The sequence below is a fragment of the Pantoea sp. S-LA4 genome (genome assembly GCF_054482835.1).
In genome coordinates this window covers 3767350-3786426 of sequence record NZ_JBTLRC010000002.1, presented here as the reverse complement: position 1 = coordinate 3786426, position 19077 = coordinate 3767350, and the positions used below count along the sequence as shown (strand labels likewise).

Annotated in this window: 12 protein-coding genes, 2 tRNA genes and 3 rRNA genes; 14 read left to right on the top strand and 3 right to left on the bottom strand. The window is 54.1% G+C overall.

Going from position 1 to position 19077, the window contains the following annotated elements; translation table 11 throughout:
- Positions 1–2: 2 nt before the first annotated feature.
- The 5 genes from rbsA (at position 3) to rbsR (ending at position 5370) form a co-directional block, all read left to right on the top strand.
- Positions 3–1511 carry a ribose ABC transporter ATP-binding protein RbsA gene (gene rbsA / locus ACX3P5_RS18675; protein WP_094121266.1) on the top strand — a complete coding sequence of 503 codons (1509 nt, stop codon included), beginning with the start codon at positions 3–5 and terminating at the stop codon, positions 1509–1511.
- Complete coding sequence (gene rbsC, locus ACX3P5_RS18670) at positions 1508–2479, top strand: ribose ABC transporter permease (protein ID WP_233985806.1); 972 nt, start codon at positions 1508–1510, stop codon at positions 2477–2479. Before rbsA ends, rbsC begins: the two co-directional genes overlap by 4 nt.
- Positions 2480–2505: 26 nt before the next feature.
- Positions 2506–3381 (top strand): ribose ABC transporter substrate-binding protein RbsB, encoded by an 876-nt coding sequence (gene rbsB, locus ACX3P5_RS18665; protein ID WP_233988242.1) that lies wholly within the window; start codon positions 2506–2508, stop codon positions 3379–3381.
- Positions 3382–3443: 62 nt separating this feature from the next.
- Positions 3444–4373: a ribokinase gene (gene rbsK, locus ACX3P5_RS18660; protein ID WP_233985807.1), complete on the top strand. Its 930-nt coding sequence runs from the start codon at positions 3444–3446 to the stop codon at positions 4371–4373.
- A 13-nt stretch (positions 4374–4386) separates the two neighbouring features.
- A complete protein-coding gene (gene rbsR / locus ACX3P5_RS18655; RefSeq protein ID WP_233988243.1) occupies positions 4387–5370 on the top strand; it encodes a ribose operon transcriptional repressor RbsR in 984 nt (327 codons plus the stop codon).
- Here rbsR and mdtD read toward each other — a convergent pair.
- Positions 5367–6776: a multidrug transporter subunit MdtD gene (gene mdtD / locus ACX3P5_RS18650; protein WP_233985808.1), complete on the bottom strand. Its 1410-nt coding sequence runs from the start codon at positions 6774–6776 to the stop codon at positions 5367–5369. The two genes, rbsR and mdtD, sit on opposite strands and share 4 nt — an antisense overlap.
- 534 nt (positions 6777–7310) lie before the next feature.
- Between mdtD and ACX3P5_RS18645 the strand changes: the two genes are divergently transcribed.
- From ACX3P5_RS18645 to rrf, 5 genes are all read left to right on the top strand, one after another.
- Positions 7311–8852 (top strand): 16S ribosomal RNA (locus ACX3P5_RS18645).
- A gap of 74 nt (positions 8853–8926) precedes the next feature.
- A tRNA-Ile gene (locus ACX3P5_RS18640) sits at positions 8927–9003 on the top strand.
- A 142-nt stretch (positions 9004–9145) separates the two neighbouring features.
- Positions 9146–9221, top strand: a tRNA-Ala gene (locus ACX3P5_RS18635).
- A gap of 212 nt (positions 9222–9433) precedes the next feature.
- A 23S ribosomal RNA gene (locus ACX3P5_RS18630) occupies positions 9434–12340 on the top strand.
- A gap of 200 nt (positions 12341–12540) precedes the next feature.
- A 5S ribosomal RNA gene (rrf, locus tag ACX3P5_RS18625) occupies positions 12541–12656 on the top strand.
- Together the 16S, 23S and 5S rRNA genes with 2 tRNA genes alongside form the textbook arrangement of a ribosomal RNA operon.
- 83 nt (positions 12657–12739) lie before the next feature.
- On the opposite strand, the gene mobB is transcribed toward rrf, so the two are convergent.
- Both mobB and mobA read right to left on the bottom strand, forming a co-directional pair.
- The gene (mobB, locus tag ACX3P5_RS18620; RefSeq protein ID WP_458969200.1) at positions 12740–13246 is read right to left on the bottom strand and encodes a molybdopterin-guanine dinucleotide biosynthesis protein MobB; all 507 of its coding nucleotides are present in this window, start codon (positions 13244–13246) and stop codon (positions 12740–12742) included.
- 1 nt (position 13247) lies between these two features.
- Positions 13248–13814, bottom strand: a complete 567-nt coding sequence (gene mobA, locus ACX3P5_RS18615) for a molybdenum cofactor guanylyltransferase MobA (protein ID WP_233985809.1) — start codon at positions 13812–13814, stop codon at positions 13248–13250.
- Between the two features lie 46 nt (positions 13815–13860).
- On the opposite strand from mobA, the gene ACX3P5_RS18610 reads away from it, so the two are divergent.
- From ACX3P5_RS18610 to polA, 4 genes are all read left to right on the top strand, one after another.
- On the top strand, positions 13861–14136 hold the full coding sequence (locus ACX3P5_RS18610) for a YihD family protein (protein ID WP_233985810.1): 276 nt from the start codon (positions 13861–13863) through the stop codon (positions 14134–14136).
- 45 nt (positions 14137–14181) lie between these two features.
- The gene (locus tag ACX3P5_RS18605) at positions 14182–15168 is read left to right on the top strand and encodes a serine/threonine protein kinase (RefSeq protein WP_233988109.1); all 987 of its coding nucleotides are present in this window, start codon (positions 14182–14184) and stop codon (positions 15166–15168) included.
- A gap of 26 nt (positions 15169–15194) precedes the next feature.
- Positions 15195–15824, top strand: a complete 630-nt coding sequence (gene dsbA, locus ACX3P5_RS18600; protein WP_233985811.1) for a thiol:disulfide interchange protein DsbA — start codon at positions 15195–15197, stop codon at positions 15822–15824.
- 374 nt (positions 15825–16198) lie between these two features.
- Positions 16199–18985, top strand: a complete 2787-nt coding sequence (polA, locus tag ACX3P5_RS18595) for a DNA polymerase I (RefSeq protein WP_458969089.1) — start codon at positions 16199–16201, stop codon at positions 18983–18985.
- Positions 18986–19077 lie beyond the last annotated feature (92 nt).

The following is a 19077-nucleotide window of genomic DNA, read 5'->3' as shown; positions in this document are numbered from 1 at the left end:
CTATGCAACCTTTACTGCAGCTTAACGGCATTGAAAAATCGTTCCCTGGGGTGAAAGCCCTCAAGGGTGCCTCACTGAATGTCCGGGCAGGACGCGTGATGGCGCTGGTCGGTGAAAACGGTGCCGGTAAATCCACCATGATGAAAGTGCTTACCGGGATCTATCAGTTTGATGCCGGTTCGCTGCACTGGCTCGGCAAAGAGACCCGGTTCAATGGCCCTAAAGCCTCACAGGAAGCGGGCATCGGCATTATCCATCAGGAACTGAATCTGATCCCCCAGTTAACCGTGGCGGAGAATATTTTCCTCGGTCGTGAATTTGTTAACCGTTTTGGCCGCATCCAGTGGACGCGCATGTATGCCGAAGCGGATGCCTTGCTGAAGCGGTTAAATCTGCGCTTCAACAGCCACAAGCTGGTGGGCGATCTGTCGATTGGCGATCAGCAAATGGTCGAAATTGCCAAAGTTCTGAGCTTTGAGTCGCAGGTGATCATCATGGATGAACCGACCGATGCGCTGACGGATACCGAAACGCTGTCGCTGTTTCGGGTAATCAATGAACTGAAGGCGCAGGGCTGCGGCATCGTCTACATCTCGCATCGCATGAAAGAGATCTTTGAGATCTGCGATGACGTCACGGTGTTTCGTGACGGCCAGTTTATTGCGGAGCGTCCGGTCAGCGAACTGACCGAAGAGAGCCTGATCGAAATGATGGTCGGCCGCAAACTGGAAGATCAATATCCGCATCTCGATCAGACTCCGGGCGAAGTGCGGCTGAAAGTCGACAACGTCAGCGGTCCCGGCGTGCATAACGTCAGTTTCAGCCTGCGCAAAGGAGAGATTCTGGGCATCTCCGGACTGATGGGCGCGGGCCGCACTGAACTGATGAAAGTGCTCTATGGCGCGTTGCCGCGTCATCAGGGCAGCCTGTGGCTCAGCGGTCGCGAAGTGGTGACGCGTTCGCCACAGGACGGGCTGGCGAACGGCATCGTCTATATCTCTGAAGATCGTAAGCGTGACGGCCTGGTTCTGGGTATGTCGGTGAAAGAGAACATGTCGCTGACCGCGCTGCGCTATTTCAGTCACGGCGGCGGCACGCTGAAGCACGCGGCTGAGCAGCTGGCGGTAGGCGACTTTATCCGGCTGTTCAACGTCAAAACGCCCTCTATGTCGCAGCCGATCGGCCTGCTTTCCGGCGGCAATCAGCAGAAAGTGGCGATTGCCCGCGGCCTGATGACCCGTCCCAACGTGCTGATTCTTGATGAGCCAACCCGTGGCGTTGATGTCGGTGCCAAAAAAGAGATTTATCAGCTGATTAACCAGTTCAAAGCCGAAGGGCTGAGCATCATCCTGGTCTCTTCTGAGATGCCGGAAGTGTTAGGCATGAGCGATCGCATCCTTGTGATGCATGAAGGCCGTTTAAGCGGCGAATTTACCCGTGAAGAAGCCACGCAGGAGAGCCTGATGGCCGCCGCCGTAGGCAAGCAACACAGCGAGGATTTAGTGGTATGACGACCCAAACTTTACCTGCCAGCCGTCGCTGGTTTAGCAAAAGCTGGTTACTGGAACAAAAGTCGCTGATTGCGCTGGTGGTGTTAATCGCCGTGGTGGCGAGTCAGAGCCCGAACTTCTTTACCGTGGCCAACCTGTTCAACATTCTGCAGCAGACCTCGGTGAACGCCATTATGGCGGTCGGCATGACGCTGGTGATTCTGACCTCCGGCATCGATCTCTCGGTGGGTTCACTGCTGGCGCTGACCGGTGCTGTCGGGGCCTCGCTGGTCGGGATGGAAGTGAATGCGCTGGTGGCAGTAGCGGCTTCGCTGGCGCTGGGGGCCGCGATTGGTGCGCTGACCGGTACCATTGTGGCGCGCGGTAAGGTGCAGGCATTTATTGCCACGCTGGTGATGATGTTGCTGCTGCGTGGCGTCACCATGGTCTACACCGACGGCAGTCCAATCAGCACCGGCTTTAATGCCAACGCCGATCTGCTGGGCTGGTTTGGTATCGGGCGTCCGCTGGGTATTCCTGCTCCGGTCTGGCTGATGGCGCTGGTGTTTATCGCCGCCTGGTACATGCTGCATCACACCCGTCTTGGCCGCTATATCTACGCGCTGGGCGGCAATGAGGCCGCAACCCGCCTCTCCGGTATTAATGTTAATCGCGTCAAGGTCATCGTCTATTCGCTGAGCGGTATGCTGGCCGCGCTGGCGGGCACCATTGAGGTAGCGCGTCTCTCCTCGGCGCAGCCCACGGCCGGTACCGGCTACGAGCTGGATGCCATTGCCGCCGTGGTGCTGGGTGGTACCAGTCTGGCGGGCGGTAAAGGACGAATTGTCGGCACCCTGATTGGCGCACTGATCCTCGGCTTCCTGAATAACGGCCTGAACCTGATGGGCGTCTCTTCGTACTACCAGATGATCGTTAAAGCGGTGGTAATCCTGCTGGCGGTGCTGGTGGATAATAAAAGCAGTAAATAACTCTGACCTATACACAGGATGAAATGATGAAAAAGTTAACCGCACTGGCCATGATCCTTGGCGCTACGCTCAGTACCAGCGCTATGGCAAAAGAGACCATCGCGCTGGTGGTATCGACCCTGAATAACCCGTTCTTTGTTTCCCTGAAAGAGGGTGCACAAAAAGAAGCCGATAAACTGGGTTACAACCTGGTGGTGCTGGATTCGCAAAATAACCCGGCGAAAGAGCTGGCAAACGTGCAGGATCTGACGGTACGCGGCACCAAACTGCTGCTGATCAACCCAACCGATTCTGATGCGGTCGGCAACGCAGTGAAGATGGCCAATCAGGCAAATATCCCGGTTATCACCCTGGACCGTATGGCAGCGCAGGGTACCGTGGTCAGCCACGTCGCTTCTGATAACCGTTTCGGCGGTAAAATGGCCGGTGACTACATCGCGAAGAAAGTGGGCGAAAGCGCCAAAATTATTGAGCTGCAAGGCATTGCCGGAACCTCGGCCGCGCGTGAGCGTGGCGAAGGCTTCAAACAGGCTGCGGATGCGCACAAGTTCCAGATCCTCGCCAGCCAGCCGGCTGACTTTGACCGTACTAAAGGCCTGAACGTGATGCAGAACCTGCTGCAGGCGCATCCGGATGTGCAGGCGGTGTTTGCTCAGAACGATGAAATGGCGCTGGGTGCACTGCGTGCACTGCAGACTGCCGGTAAAACCGATGTGATCGTGGTGGGGTTTGACGGTACCGCTGATGGCGTGAAAGCGGTAGAAGGTGGCAAACTGTCTGCGACCGTGGCACAGATGCCAGACAAAATTGGCATGATTGGCGTTGATACCGCTGATAAAGTGCTGAAGGGTGAAAAAGTGAAGGCGATCAACCCGGTCGACCTGAAGCTGGTCACTCAATAAAACAAAGAAAAGCAGGGCACTGCGCCACCCTCCCGGTGGCGCACTTATTCCGGACTCCCCTAATGAGCAAAAACGCAAAACTGGCCGTTCTTGGCAGCATTAACGCTGACCACATCCTTAATCTGGCACACTTTCCTCGTCCCGGTGAAACGGTGATCGGGCAGAACTATCAGATTGCGTTTGGTGGTAAAGGTGCCAATCAGGCCGTGGCCGCCGGTCGCGCTGGTGCCGATATCGCATTTATCGCCTGTGTGGGTGCTGATGACATTGGCGAACGTATTCGCCAGCAGCTGGCACAGGACAATATAGATACCTCGCCGGTAGAAGTGGTGGCGGGCGAGTCGACCGGGGTGGCGATGATTTTCGTCAACGGTGACGGTGAGAACAACATCGGCATCTATTCCGGCGCAAACGCCGCACTGACACCAGACTGTGTGGCGCGCCATCAACAGGTGATTGCCGATGCCGACGCACTGCTGATGCAACTGGAGTCACCGCTGGAAAGCGTGCTGGCGGCAGCGCGTTTCGCCAGAGAGCAGCAGACCCAGGTGATTCTTAATCCGGCACCGGCGACCCGGCTTTCCGATGAGTTGCTGGCGCTGATCGATATCATTACCCCGAATGAAACTGAAGCGGAGATCCTGACCGGCATCGCCGTTCACAACGATCAGGATGCGGCCCGGGCGGCGGCGGCGCTGCATGACAAAGGCATTGGTACCGTACTGATTACGCTGGGCCGGCGCGGCGTCTGGCTGAGTGAACAGGGCCAGGGTCAGCGTATTCCGGGCTTTAGCGTCAACGCTATCGATACCATCGCGGCGGGCGATACGTTTAACGGCGCCTTTATTACCGCGCGACTGGAACAGAAAGCGATGCAGGAGGCGGTACGCTTTGCCCATGCCGCTGCGGCTATTGCCGTAACCCGATCCGGCGCACAGCCCTCCGTGCCGTGGCGTGCCGAGATCGACGACTTTTTGCAGCAGCAGGGTTAAGCGCTTGGCCACCATGAAAGATGTCGCCCGCCTGGCGGGCGTCTCCACCTCAACTGTCTCGCACGTTATCAACAATAACCGGTTTGTCAGCGAGAGCGTGCGGGCAAAAGTGGATCAGGCTATTCAGAGTCTGAACTATGCGCCCTCGGCGCTGGCGCGCAGCCTGAAGATCAACCAGACCCATACCATCGGGATGCTGCTGACCACCAGTAGCAACCCCTTTTATGCCGAAGTCGTCCGGGGCGTGGAGGATAGCTGTTACCAGCGCGGCTACAGTCTGATCCTGTGTAATACCGCCGGTGATGAGGAGCGGATGAACCGCAGCCTGGAGACGCTGATGCAAAAGCGCGTCGATGGACTGTTAATGATGTGTACTGAAAGTCATCTGCCGTCGGCGGATATTCTGAACCGTTATCCTTCTATACCGACCGTGATGATGGACTGGGCACCGTTTGAAGGCGGTGGCGACATCATTCAGGACAATGCGCTGCTGGGCGGAGAGCTGGCAACCCAGCATCTGATCGACAGCGGCTATACCCGCATCGCCTGTATCGCCGGCCCGCAGGACAAAACCACCGCGCGGATGCGCCTCGAAGGGTTTCACAACGCGATGGAGAAAAGCGGTCTTGACGTATTGCCGGGTTACGTGGTGCATGGCGATTTTGAGTTTCAGGGCGGATACAACGGGATGATTGAGCTGCTGGCACTGGAAACGCCACCGCAGGCGGTATTCACCAGTAATGATGCGATGGCGGTCGGGGTTTATCATGCGCTGTATCAGGCGGGTTTACAGATTCCGCAGGACGTTGCTGTGATGGGCTATGACGATATCGAGCTGGCACGCTATCTGTCGCCGCCGCTGAGTACCATCCATCAACCGAAAGATGAACTGGGCGAGCTGGCGATTGATACCTTAATCCATCGCCTGAGCGATCCCGACGCCAGCCAGCAAACGCTGGTGCTGACGCCGGAACTGGTGGCGCGAGGCTCAACTTAAGCCGCCTTCTTCTTTTTCTTCTTATCGCGATTAGTAATCAGATTGCGGCCATCGCCGTTTTTTAACAGCATAAAGGTCAGGGCTGACAGTACCGTCACCACGCCCATGGTCAGGAAGGTCGCGTGGAACTGCGCAACGGTGCCGGTTTCAAACTCCTGATAAAAGCGCAGGACGGCGGCACTGACCGCGACGCCAAAACTGATCGCTAACTGCTGGGTCACGGCCAGCACGCTGTTACCGCCGCTGGCGTTATCATCATTCAAATCAGCCAGCGTAATGGTATTCATGGCGGTGAACTGGGTTGACATCGCCATGCCCAGAATAAACAGCGGAAGCAGTAAGATGATCATGCTCTCAGCAGGTGACTGCAGAGAGAAGCTGGCGATCAGAATGCCGATGATTACCGTGATGCCTACCAGCAGGCGGCGATAGCCTAACCAGCGCAACAGCTGGGTTACCGTCGACTTCGCCAGTATCGATCCCACCGCCGTCGGTGCCATCATGCAACCGGCGATAATCGCCGAATAGCCAAAGCCCACCTGCAACATCAACGGCATCAGGAAGGGCACGCAGCCGGTGCCGAGACGCGACGCGATGTTACCGATGATGCCTACCGAAAAAGTGCGCGTTTTAAACATCGGCAGATTAATCAGCGGAGAAGGGTGACGACGCGCGTGTGCAATATAAAGAAGCAGCAGAACGATTCCGCCGAGCAACACCGCACCCGCCAGCCAGGCTGAAACAATACGCTCACCGAACAGTTCAATCCCGATTGAGATCATCACCAGGCCCAGGCCGAACAGCAGAAAGCCTAAGAAATCGAAGCGGCGCTTCGGTGTGGTGAAGTCCGGCATATATTTTCGCGCATAGAAAATGCCGAGAATGCCGATGGGAATATTAATCAGGAAGATCCAGTGCCAGGTGGCGTAGGTCACCATCACCCCGCCAAGCAGCGGTCCCAGTATCGGTCCGACTAATCCCGGCATGGTGACAAAGTTGAGCACCGGCAGCAGTTCACTGCGCGGATAAGCGCGTAACAGTGCCAGGCGCGCGACCGGCATCATCATGGCACCGCCGACGCCCTGTATGACGCGCGAAGTGACCAGTACAGAGAGCGTAGGTGACAGCGCGCACGCCAGCGAACCGAGCGTGAAGAGCGATACCGCAGCGATAAACACTTTGCGGGTGCCATAGCGATCGGCGAGCCAGCCGCTGACCGGGATCAGCATTGCGACGGTCAGGGTATAACTGATAACAGCGGATTGCATGGCCAGAGGAGAACGGTCAAGGCTGGTGGCGATAGCGGGCAGGGCGGTGTTAAGAATGGTGGCATCCAGTGCCTGCATGAAAAATGCCATGGCAGCAATCCATGGCAAACCGGCCATGCTGCGCGCGGATTTTATCATTGAGCGTCCTTCTTAGGGTTATCCAGCGAGAAGAATGAAAAAGAATAGCACCGTCAGCGCAGCGCGGCAGGCCTCTTTTTAACGTCTCAAGGGGATTTCTGTGCGTTATTCGGCCATGAAATGGCTGTTTTTAACCCGTTCGTTTAAAAAAAACGCGCTCGGTAAATTTATTTAAAGAAACACTTGTCAGCTTCTGAGAACTCCCTATAATGCGCCTCCACTGACACGGAACAACGGCTTACTGGCCGCCGGGTTGAGAGGCACAGGAGACTGCGCCGCCGGAGAAAACTTCTGAAAAAGAAGTTGACTCTGAAGGAGGAAAGCGTAATATACGCCACCTCGCGACAGGAAGCTAACGCACTGTTCGCACTGCTCTTTAACAATTTATCAGACAATCTGTGTGGGCACTCGCAGGATTGATATCAGCGTCTCCGGACGTAAAAAATATCAAGTCTCACGAGTGAACACATAATGAAATTCATTATGACGTTTTACAGATGAGCACCGCTTAACTTGTTTAAGCAAATCAAACTTAAATTGAAGAGTTTGATCATGGCTCAGATTGAACGCTGGCGGCAGGCCTAACACATGCAAGTCGGACGGTAGCACAGAGGAGCTTGCTCCTTGGGTGACGAGTGGCGGACGGGTGAGTAATGTCTGGGGATCTGCCCGATAGAGGGGGATAACCACTGGAAACGGTGGCTAATACCGCATAACGTCGCAAGACCAAAGAGGGGGACCTTCGGGCCTCTCACTATCGGATGAACCCAGATGGGATTAGCTAGTAGGCGGGGTAATGGCCCACCTAGGCGACGATCCCTAGCTGGTCTGAGAGGATGACCAGCCACACTGGAACTGAGACACGGTCCAGACTCCTACGGGAGGCAGCAGTGGGGAATATTGCACAATGGGCGCAAGCCTGATGCAGCCATGCCGCGTGTATGAAGAAGGCCTTCGGGTTGTAAAGTACTTTCAGCGGGGAGGAAGGCGATGTGGTTAATAACCGCGTCGATTGACGTTACCCGCAGAAGAAGCACCGGCTAACTCCGTGCCAGCAGCCGCGGTAATACGGAGGGTGCAAGCGTTAATCGGAATTACTGGGCGTAAAGCGCACGCAGGCGGTCTGTTAAGTCAGATGTGAAATCCCCGGGCTTAACCTGGGAACTGCATTTGAAACTGGCAGGCTTGAGTCTTGTAGAGGGGGGTAGAATTCCAGGTGTAGCGGTGAAATGCGTAGAGATCTGGAGGAATACCGGTGGCGAAGGCGGCCCCCTGGACAAAGACTGACGCTCAGGTGCGAAAGCGTGGGGAGCAAACAGGATTAGATACCCTGGTAGTCCACGCCGTAAACGATGTCGACTTGGAGGTTGTTCCCTTGAGGAGTGGCTTCCGGAGCTAACGCGTTAAGTCGACCGCCTGGGGAGTACGGCCGCAAGGTTAAAACTCAAATGAATTGACGGGGGCCCGCACAAGCGGTGGAGCATGTGGTTTAATTCGATGCAACGCGAAGAACCTTACCTACTCTTGACATCCAGCGAACTTTCCAGAGATGGATTGGTGCCTTCGGGAACGCTGAGACAGGTGCTGCATGGCTGTCGTCAGCTCGTGTTGTGAAATGTTGGGTTAAGTCCCGCAACGAGCGCAACCCTTATCCTTTGTTGCCAGCGATTCGGTCGGGAACTCAAAGGAGACTGCCGGTGATAAACCGGAGGAAGGTGGGGATGACGTCAAGTCATCATGGCCCTTACGAGTAGGGCTACACACGTGCTACAATGGCGCATACAAAGAGAAGCGACCTCGCGAGAGCAAGCGGACCTCACAAAGTGCGTCGTAGTCCGGATCGGAGTCTGCAACTCGACTCCGTGAAGTCGGAATCGCTAGTAATCGTGGATCAGAATGCCACGGTGAATACGTTCCCGGGCCTTGTACACACCGCCCGTCACACCATGGGAGTGGGTTGCAAAAGAAGTAGGTAGCTTAACCTTCGGGAGGGCGCTTACCACTTTGTGATTCATGACTGGGGTGAAGTCGTAACAAGGTAACCGTAGGGGAACCTGCGGTTGGATCACCTCCTTACCTGAAGATACCTTCCCGCGAAGTGCTCACACAGATTGTCTGATAGAAAAGTAACGAGCAGAAAAAACCTCTACAGGCTTGTAGCTCAGGTGGTTAGAGCGCACCCCTGATAAGGGTGAGGTCGGTGGTTCAAGTCCACTCAGGCCTACCAAATTCGCACTCACGCTGCGTTATGTCTCCGGCTCGCATAGTTCACTATGCTTCGCGGAAACATGCCTTGCCTGAGCACGAATTGCATTTCTTACGGAATGTACTCGGTTGAGTGGTAGTAGTGGTCTCTGCAGTAACTGTATGGGGCTATAGCTCAGCTGGGAGAGCGCCTGCCTTGCACGCAGGAGGTCAGCGGTTCGATCCCGCTTAGCTCCACCATACCGTCTTACTGTTTTTTCTGAAAAAAATACTTCAGAGCGTACCGGCAACGGTGTGCTGCGAAGTATTATGCTCTTTAACAATCCGGAACAAGCTGAAAATTGAAACGACATGTCGTTTTCATTCTCCGTAATAAGAATGAAAAACACGATATGTTCGAGTCTCTCAAATGCTTGCAGTCTGCAGCGTTGAAAAACGCCTGTGGGTTGTGAGGTTAAGCGACTAAGCGTACACGGTGGATGCCCTGGCAGTCAGAGGCGATGAAGGACGTGCTAATCTGCGTAAAGCGACGGTAAGGTGATATGAACCGCTACAGCCGTCGATGTCCGAATGGGGAAACCCGGTGCACTCAGTGCATCATTGCAGCATGAATACATAGTGCTGCAAGGCGAACCGGGGGAACTGAAACATCTAAGTACCCCGAGGAAAAGAAATCAACCGAGATTCCCCCAGTAGCGGCGAGCGAACGGGGAGCAGCCCAGAGCCTGAATCAGCTTGTGTGTTAGTGGAAGCGTCTGGAAAGTCGCAGGGTACAGGGTGATACTCCCGTACACAAAAACACACATGCTGTGAGCTCGATGAGTAAGGCGGGACACGTGGTATCCTGTCTGAATATGGGGGGACCATCCTCCAAGGCTAAATACTCCTGACTGACCGATAGTGAACCAGTACCGTGAGGGAAAGGCGAAAAGAACCCCGGCGAGGGGAGTGAAACAGAACCTGAAACCGTGTACGTACAAGCAGTGGGAGCCTTCTTTATGGGGGTGACTGCGTACCTTTTGTATAATGGGTCAGCGACTTATATTCTGTAGCAAGGTTAACCGTATAGGGGAGCCGCAGGGAAACCGAGTCTTAACTGGGCGTTAAGTTGCAGGGTATAGACCCGAAACCCGGTGATCTAGCCATGGGCAGGTTGAAGGTTGGGTAACACTAACTGGAGGACCGAACCGACTAATGTTGAAAAATTAGCGGATGACCTGTGGCTGGGGGTGAAAGGCCAATCAAACCGGGAGATAGCTGGTTCTCCCCGAAAGCTATTTAGGTAGCGCCTCGTGAACTCATCTTCGGGGGTAGAGCACTGTTTCGGCTAGGGGGCCATCCCGGCTTACCAACCCGATGCAAACTGCGAATACCGAAGAATGTTATCACGGGAGACACACGGCGGGTGCTAACGTCCGTCGTGAAGAGGGAAACAACCCAGACCGCCAGCTAAGGTCCCAAAGTCATGGTTAAGTGGGAAACGATGTGGGAAGGCACAGACAGCCAGGATGTTGGCTTAGAAGCAGCCATCATTTAAAGAAAGCGTAATAGCTCACTGGTCGAGTCGGCCTGCGCGGAAGATGTAACGGGGCTAAACCATGCACCGAAGCTGCGGCAGCGACGCTTAGGCGTTGTTGGGTAGGGGAGCGTTCTGTAAGCCGTCGAAGGTGTGCTGTGAGGCATGCTGGAGGTATCAGAAGTGCGAATGCTGACATAAGTAACGATAAAGCGGGTGAAAAGCCCGCTCGCCGGAAGACCAAGGGTTCCTGTTCAACGTTAATCGGAGCAGGGTGAGTCGACCCCTAAGGCGAGGCCGAAAGGCGTAGTCGATGGGAAACAGGTTAATATTCCTGTACTTGGTGTTACTGCGAAGGGGGGACGGAGAAGGCTATATCAGCCGGGCGACGGTTGTCCCGGTTTAAGCGTGTAGGTGTGTGTTCCAGGCAAATCCGGTTCACTTTACACTGAGGCGTGACGACGAGGCACTACGGTGCTGAAGTGATAAATGCCCTGCTTCCAGGAAAAGCCTCTAAGCATCAGGTAACACAAAATCGTACCCCAAACCGACACAGGTGGTCAGGTAGAGAATACCAAGGCGCTTGAGAGAACTCGGGTGAAGGAACTAGGCAAAATGGTGCCGTAACTTCGGGAGAAGGCACGCTGGCGCGTAGGTGGAGGGACTTGCTCCCCGAGCCGAAGCCAGTCGAAGATACCAGCTGGCTGCAACTGTTTATTAAAAACACAGCACTGTGCAAACACGAAAGTGGACGTATACGGTGTGACGCCTGCCCGGTGCCGGAAGGTTAATTGATGGGGTTATCCGCAAGGAGAAGCTCTTGATCGAAGCCCCGGTAAACGGCGGCCGTAACTATAACGGTCCTAAGGTAGCGAAATTCCTTGTCGGGTAAGTTCCGACCTGCACGAATGGCGTAATGATGGCCAGGCTGTCTCCACCCGAGACTCAGTGAAATTGAACTCGCTGTGAAGATGCAGTGTACCCGCGGCAAGACGGAAAGACCCCGTGAACCTTTACTACAGCTTGACACTGAACATTGAGCCTTGATGTGTAGGATAGGTGGGAGGCTTTGAAGCGCAGACGCCAGTCTGCGTGGAGCCAACCTTGAAATACCACCCTTTAATGTTTGATGTTCTAACGTGGCCCCGTGATCCGGGGTGCGGACAGTGTCTGGTGGGTAGTTTGACTGGGGCGGTCTCCTCCTAAAGCGTAACGGAGGAGCACGAAGGTCAGCTAATCACGGTCGGACATCGTGAGGTTAGTGCAATGGCATAAGCTGGCTTGACTGCGAGAGTGACGGCTCGAGCAGGTGCGAAAGCAGGTCATAGTGATCCGGTGGTTCTGAATGGAAGGGCCATCGCTCAACGGATAAAAGGTACTCCGGGGATAACAGGCTGATACCGCCCAAGAGTTCATATCGACGGCGGTGTTTGGCACCTCGATGTCGGCTCATCACATCCTGGGGCTGAAGTAGGTCCCAAGGGTACGGCTGTTCGCCGTTTAAAGTGGTACGCGAGCTGGGTTTAGAACGTCGTGAGACAGTTCGGTCCCTATCTGCCGTGGGCGCTGGAGAATTGAGGGGGGTTGCTCCTAGTACGAGAGGACCGGAGTGAACGCACCACTGGTGTTCGGGTTGTCATGCCAATGGCATTGCCCGGTAGCTAAGTGCGGAAAAGATAAGTGCTGAAAGCATCTAAGCACGAAACTTGCCCCGAGATGAGTTCTCCCTGACTCCTTGAGAGTCCTGAAGGGACGTTGAAGACGACGACGTTGATAGGCCGGGTGTGTAAGCGCAGCGATGCGTTGAGCTAACCGGTACTAATGACCCGTGAGGCTTAACCTTACAACGCCAGAGGCGTTTTTAAGAGACAGATTTTCAGCTTGTTTTCCGGATAATTATTTGCGGAAACGAAAGATTTTGCGGCGTGACAGGGCGCAGAGCGATGACGTCAGCGGGAGCATACGGAAGTATGTGACCGGTGCGGCTGAGCGATGGCAGCGCGGTCAGGGCGGAAAAGGTTCGTTTCATGCACAAAGAATTTGCCTGGCGGCTGTAGCGCGGTGGTCCCACCTGACCCCATGCCGAACTCAGAAGTGAAACGCCGTAGCGCCGATGGTAGTGTGGGGTCTCCCCATGCGAGAGTAGGGAACTGCCAGGCATTATATCAGTGAAGAAGCCCCGCACAGTAGTGCGGGGCTTTTTTACGTCTGAAGATCGCTGAAATCCTGTCAAAACATGGCATCAGCGGGCTTTCAGCCAGTCTGCAATGAACGTTGCAATCGCCACTGGCTGGTTTAAATCCAGCACCGGCACCGATAATCTAAGCGCCCGATCGCTGGCGACCGCAATGACCTGCTCATCCAGCAGATCCTCTACGCCCCCTTTGATACCGGCGCGCCACAACACAATTTTTGGTACTGCCTCGTTTTTGAATCCTTCCACCAATACCAGATCCAGTAATGAGTGATCCATTCTGCTCACCAGATAGGAAAGGTCGATGGGCTCTTCATCGAGTGTTTCACACATCAGTGCCCAACGCTGAGAACTGGCCACGATGACCTGATTGGCTCCCGCTTTTCTGAGCAGATAACTGTCCTTGCCAGGCGTATCTACATCCATCTGATGATGCGTATGTTTGATCAATCCACTGCGAATCCCATGACTGCTGAGAATCGGTATAACTTTCTGTAGAAGCGTGGTTTTTCCGGTACCGCTCCAGCCGACCACACCAAGTAACGGTAGCGACATATTAAAATCTCTCATCCAGATCATCCGGAGTATTAATGTTGTGAAAGGCGGATTCGTCATCCGCTAACAGCACCCCATGCCCGCCCTGATCGCGCAGAAACTGCATCAGACGCCGCTCACCCGCCTGCAGGTATTGATAGAGTGGTGCAGCAACGTCGCGGTGGATCAGCGCCAGCGTCGGATGATCGCGCTCCTGTGAGCGTACCCATACGGCGGATGCATCGTCCCGTTGTTGCACCAGCTGCTCAACAAAGTTAAGCGGGATAGCGGGCGTGTCACAGGAACTGAACACCGCCCACTCTCCTTCAATCGCGCGTAACGCACTGTAGATCCCCGCCAGCGGACCAGGAAAATCGTCATGTTCATCCTGCACAACCCGACATCCGCTTAACTGATAACGATCAATATTACGATTCGCGTTAATTATGACAATGTCGACTTGTGGCCGTAGCCGTTCGAGGACATGCTGATACAACGGCTTGCCATTCAGTGGCACTAATCCTTTGTCCTGACCACCCATACGGCGGCCCTGACCTCCGGCCAGAATGACGCCGGTTAACTTTGTCATGGCATTGTCCTCGCTAATGACGTACTGAAAAACAGGAGTAAGTGATATGAAATGCCATCGTCTGAATGAGTTGATTGAATTGCTGCAACCCGCCTGGCAAAAAGAACCCGATCTTAACCTCATTGCATTTTTACAGAAACTGGCAGAGGAAGCGGGTTTCCGTGGCCCATTAAGTGAATTAACCGACGATGTATTGATTTACCATCTCAAAATGCGTGATGCGGCCAGCCACGACGAAATACCTGGCCTGAAAAAAGATCACGAGATCGATTTCAAAACGGCGTTGCTGCGCGCACGGGGTGTCATTAAAGATGACGAGTAGTGTTATCCTTATCCGCTAAATACACGGGTAACTACAGGTAACATGATGAGCGACGCTGCGTTTAACTTTCAGACCCTGAATCCCGATGTGCTGCTGGATGCGCTTTGGGAAACAGGAATACGCGTCGAATCAGGCCTGACCGCACTGAATAGCTATGAGAACCGGGTCTATCAATTCAGTGATGATGACAAACGCCGTTACGTCGCTAAATTTTACCGTCCGCAACGCTGGCATGCAGAACAGATTGTTGAAGAGCATCAGTACGCGCTTGATCTGCTGGCTGACGAAGTGCCTATCGCCGCACCGCTGGTTTTACAGGGCAACACATTGCAGAGCCATGCCGGCTTCTATTTTGCGGTGTTTCCCAGCCTCGGCGGGCGCCAGTATGAAACGGATAACGAAGATCAGATGGAGTGGGTTGGACGCTTTCTCGGGCGGATCCATCAGACCGGCCGTAAAGCGCTGTTCAGCCAGCGTCCCACTATCGGGCTGGATGAATACCTCCATCAGCCGCGTGAGGTGCTGGAGCAGTGTCTGTTAGTCCCTGCATCATTGAAAGGAGCACTGCTTCAGGCTGTCGATAAGCTGGGTAACACTTTACAGCAGCGCTGGCATACTGCGTGGCAGCCGCTACGATTACACGGAGATTGTCATCCGGGTAATATTCTGTGGCGCGACGGACCTCTGTTTGTTGATCTGGATGATGCCCGCAATGGCCCGGCAGTGCAGGATCTCTGGATGCTGATCAGCGGTGATCGGCAGGAGCAGCGCATTCAGTGGGATATCCTGCTGGAGGCGTACGGTGAATTTAGTGATTTTGATATTAATGAATTGTCACTGATTGAACCTTTACGCGCGATGCGCATGGTTTATTATCTGGCCTGGGTGGTCCGGCGCTGGCAGGATCCCGCTTTTCCGCGCGCCTTCCCCTGGATGACAGATGAAGATTTCTGGCGCCGGCAGATTTCGCTTTTTACCGAGCAGGAGAAGCTGTTGCAGGAACCTCCTTTGCAGCTGACCCCGCAATTTTAATGAAGTAGTCAGGAGAGTTTTTCACGATGAAAAAGATTTGGTTTGCACTGATCGGTTTAGTGCTGGCGTTCAGCGCGTCTGCTGCACAATTCACCGAGGGGAAACAATTTGTCAGCCTGCAGAAGCCGGTTGCAGGCGAACCTCAGGTGTTGGAGTTTTTCTCCTTCTTCTGCCCGCACTGCTATCAGTTCGAACGTATTTATCACGTCAATGATGCGGTGAAAAAGAACCTGCCTGCTGAGACTAAGATGGTGAAATACCACGTTGATTTCCTTGGTGGTGACTTAGGTCCGGTCGTCACTCAGGCATGGGCAGTTGCCATGGCGTTAGGTGTGGAAGATAAAGTCACCGCACCACTCTTTGACGGGATTCAGAAAACCCAGACCATTACCGATCCTGCCAGTCTGAAACAGACCTTTATCACCGCGGCTGGCATCTCAGCAGCGGATTACGATGCAGCCTGGAACAGCTTTGCCGTGAAAGCACTGGTCGCTCAGCAGCAGAAAGCGGCGGCTGATGTCGATCTGCGTGGCGTGCCAGCGATTTTCGTTAATGGTAAATACATGATCAATAACGGCGGTCTGGATACCAGCTCTATGGATAATTTCGTTGCCGATTACGCCAACGTCGTGAAATTCCTGGTCAGCCAGAAGTAACCCGCGGCCTGACCCCTCAACGCCAGCGCTGCTGGCGTTTTTTTGCTCCTCGATCGGCGACAGCATTTTTATCCATCGCCTGGGCATAAATTTAATATCCACACAAGGGATCGCGCTATTAAAAATAGCGATCGGGTCACAGAAATTAGCTAACCTTATGAAAAACAATGGATTAAATCAGGTTTGATTTAGTTAAACGCCTAAAAAACAGCGCCTTATAATTTTTACGCACAAAGTTATCCACAGAACGATCGTTGCGATCTTCTGCTCAAAAGCGTTAAAAACTCCGGACGCAGCTCGCCTTATTTCACCATTCTTGCCAGGTTGTGGCATCCTTATAGACCAATCCATGGCAACGAAGAATAGACAGACTTATGGCGCAAATAGCAGAAAATCCCCTGATTCTGGTTGATGGCTCATCCTATCTTTACCGCGCGTATCACGCGTTCCCGCCGCTGACCAATAGTGCAGGTGAACCCACAGGCGCCATGTATGGCGTGCTTAATATGCTGAAAAGCCTGCTGGTGCAATATAGCCCAAGTCACGTTGCTGTGGTGTTTGATGCCAAAGGCAAAACGTTCAGGGACGAGCTGTTTGAGCATTACAAATCGCATCGGCCGCCAATGCCAGACGACCTGCGCGCGCAAATCGAACCGCTACATGAAATGGTACGCGCCATGGGATTACCGCTGCTGGCTGTCAGCGGCGTTGAGGCGGATGATGTTATTGGTACGCTGGCGCTTGAGGCCGAGAAAAAAGGCCGCGCAGTGCTGATCAGCACCGGTGATAAAGATATGGCGCAGCTGGTGACGCCGGGCATCACCCTGATTAATACCATGACCAACACCATTCTGGGACCGGAAGAGGTTGAGCAGAAATATGGTGTACCACCCGCTTTGATTATCGATTTCCTCGCCATGATGGGTGACAGCTCGGATAACATCCCTGGCGTTCCCGGCGTCGGGGAAAAAACGGCGCAGGCACTGTTACAGGGGCTGGGCGGGATGCGCTCTATTTACGACAATCTGGACAAAGTCGCCGAACTGTCGTTCCGCGGTGCCAAAACCATGGCAGCCAAACTTGAACAGAACCGTGATGTCGCGTTTCTCTCGTATCAGCTGGCGACCATTAAAACCGACGTTGAACTGGAATTACCCTGTGAAGAACTGACGGTCACTGAACCGGATGTTGCGGCATTACAGACGCTGTTCAGCCGTTATGAGTTCAAACGCTGGCTGAATGATCTGCAGGATGGCAAATGGCTTCAGGGCAAAAAGAGCAGCCCTCAGGCGCAAAAAGGGCTGTCTGATGAGCCGGTGGCTGTGGTTGAGGCCAGCAGTGTGCTCTCGGCCGATGGCTATGTCACTATCCTGGATCAGGCGACCTTTGATAGCTGGCTGGAGAAACTGAAGCACAGCGAGGTGTTCGCTTTTGATCTGGAAACCGATTCGCTGGATACCCTGAGTGCCAGTATTGTCGGTATCGGCTTTGCGGTGGCGCCAGGTGAAGCTGCCTATCTGCCGGTAGCACATGATTATCTCGATGCGCCAGAGCAACTCGATCGCACCGCCGTGCTGGCACAGCTCAAACCGCTGCTGGAAGATGCCAGCGCCTGGAAGGTTGGCCAGAACCTCAAATACGATCGCGGCGTACTGAAGAACTACGACATTGAACTGGCAGGTATCAAATTCGACACCATGCTGGAGTCCTACATTCTTAACAGCGTCGTGGGCAAACATGATATGGATAGCCTGTCGGCGCGCTGGCTGAACCATAAAACCGTCACTTTCCAGGAAATCGCCGGCAAAGGCAAAAACCAGCTCACCTTCAATCAAATCTCCCTGGAACAGGCGGCGCATTATGCGGCTGAAGACGCCGACGTGACCTTACAGCTGCATCTGAAGATGTGGCCGGAGCTGGAGAAAGAAGCGGGCCCGAAAAAAGTCTTTGAGCAAATTGAGATGCCGCTACTGACGGTGATTTCGCGTATTGAGCGTAATGGCGTATTGATTGATCAGTCTATTCTGGCGCAGCATTCGAAAGAACTCACCGCCCGTCTGGCTGAACTGGAGCTGAAAGCGCATGAACTGGCGGGCGAGCCGTTCAACCTCTCTTCGACCAAGCAGTTACAGGTTATTCTGTTTGAAAAGCAGGGCATCAAACCGACCAAAAAAACCCCTGGTGGGGCACCGTCAACCAGTGAAGAGGTGTTAGCTGAGCTGGCACTGGACTATCCGTTGCCTAAAGTGATTCTGGAACATCGCGGATTGTCCAAACTGAAGTCGACCTATACCGATAAATTACCGCTGATGATTAATCCGGTAAGTGGCCGGGTCCATACCTCTTATCATCAGGCGGTTACCGCGACCGGACGCTTATCCTCGACCGATCCTAACCTGCAGAACATTCCGGTACGCAACGACGAAGGTCGCCGTATCCGCCAGGCTTTCATCGCAGCCAAAGGTCATCGCATCGTCGCGGCTGACTATTCACAAATCGAACTGCGCATCATGGCGCATCTCTCGCAGGATAAAGGATTGCTGGATGCGTTCGCTCAGGGTGAAGATATCCACCGGGCAACCGCAGCTGAAGTCTTTGGCGTCGCGCTGGATAAGGTTAGTGGAGAACAGCGCCGCAGCGCCAAAGCGATCAACTTTGGTCTGATCTATGGGATGAGCGCATTTGGTCTGTCACGGCAGTTAAACATCGGTGCCGGCGAAGCGAAAAAGTATATGGATCTCTACTTTGAACGTTATCCTGGCGTACTGAGCTACATGGAAAATACCCGTCAGCTGGCAGCCAACAAAGGCTATGTCGAAACGCTGGAAGGACGTCGGCTGTGGTTGCCGGATATCAAATCCAGCAACGCAATACGGCGTAAAGCGGCGGAACGTGCGGCGATCAATGCGCCAATGCAGGGAACGGCGGCTGACATTATTAAGCGTGCCATGATTGCGGTCGATGGCTGGTTAGAGCAGGAAAAAGAGAGCGGCGTCCGGATGATTATGCAGGTTCATGATGAACTGGTATTTGAGGTCAGATCGGATGCGGTTGAGTCTGCCAGTAAAAAAATCCAGGCATTAATGGAAGGCAGCGTTCAGCTTGACGTACCGTTGCTGGTTGAAATCGGCGTCGGCGATAACTGGGATGAAGCCCACTAACCGGCCAATACCGGCTGGCACGGCGGCGTGGGTGCCAGCCTGAACTGAGGCATAAGTAAATCGTTTACTTAATCGCTTCAGCTGGCGCTCTG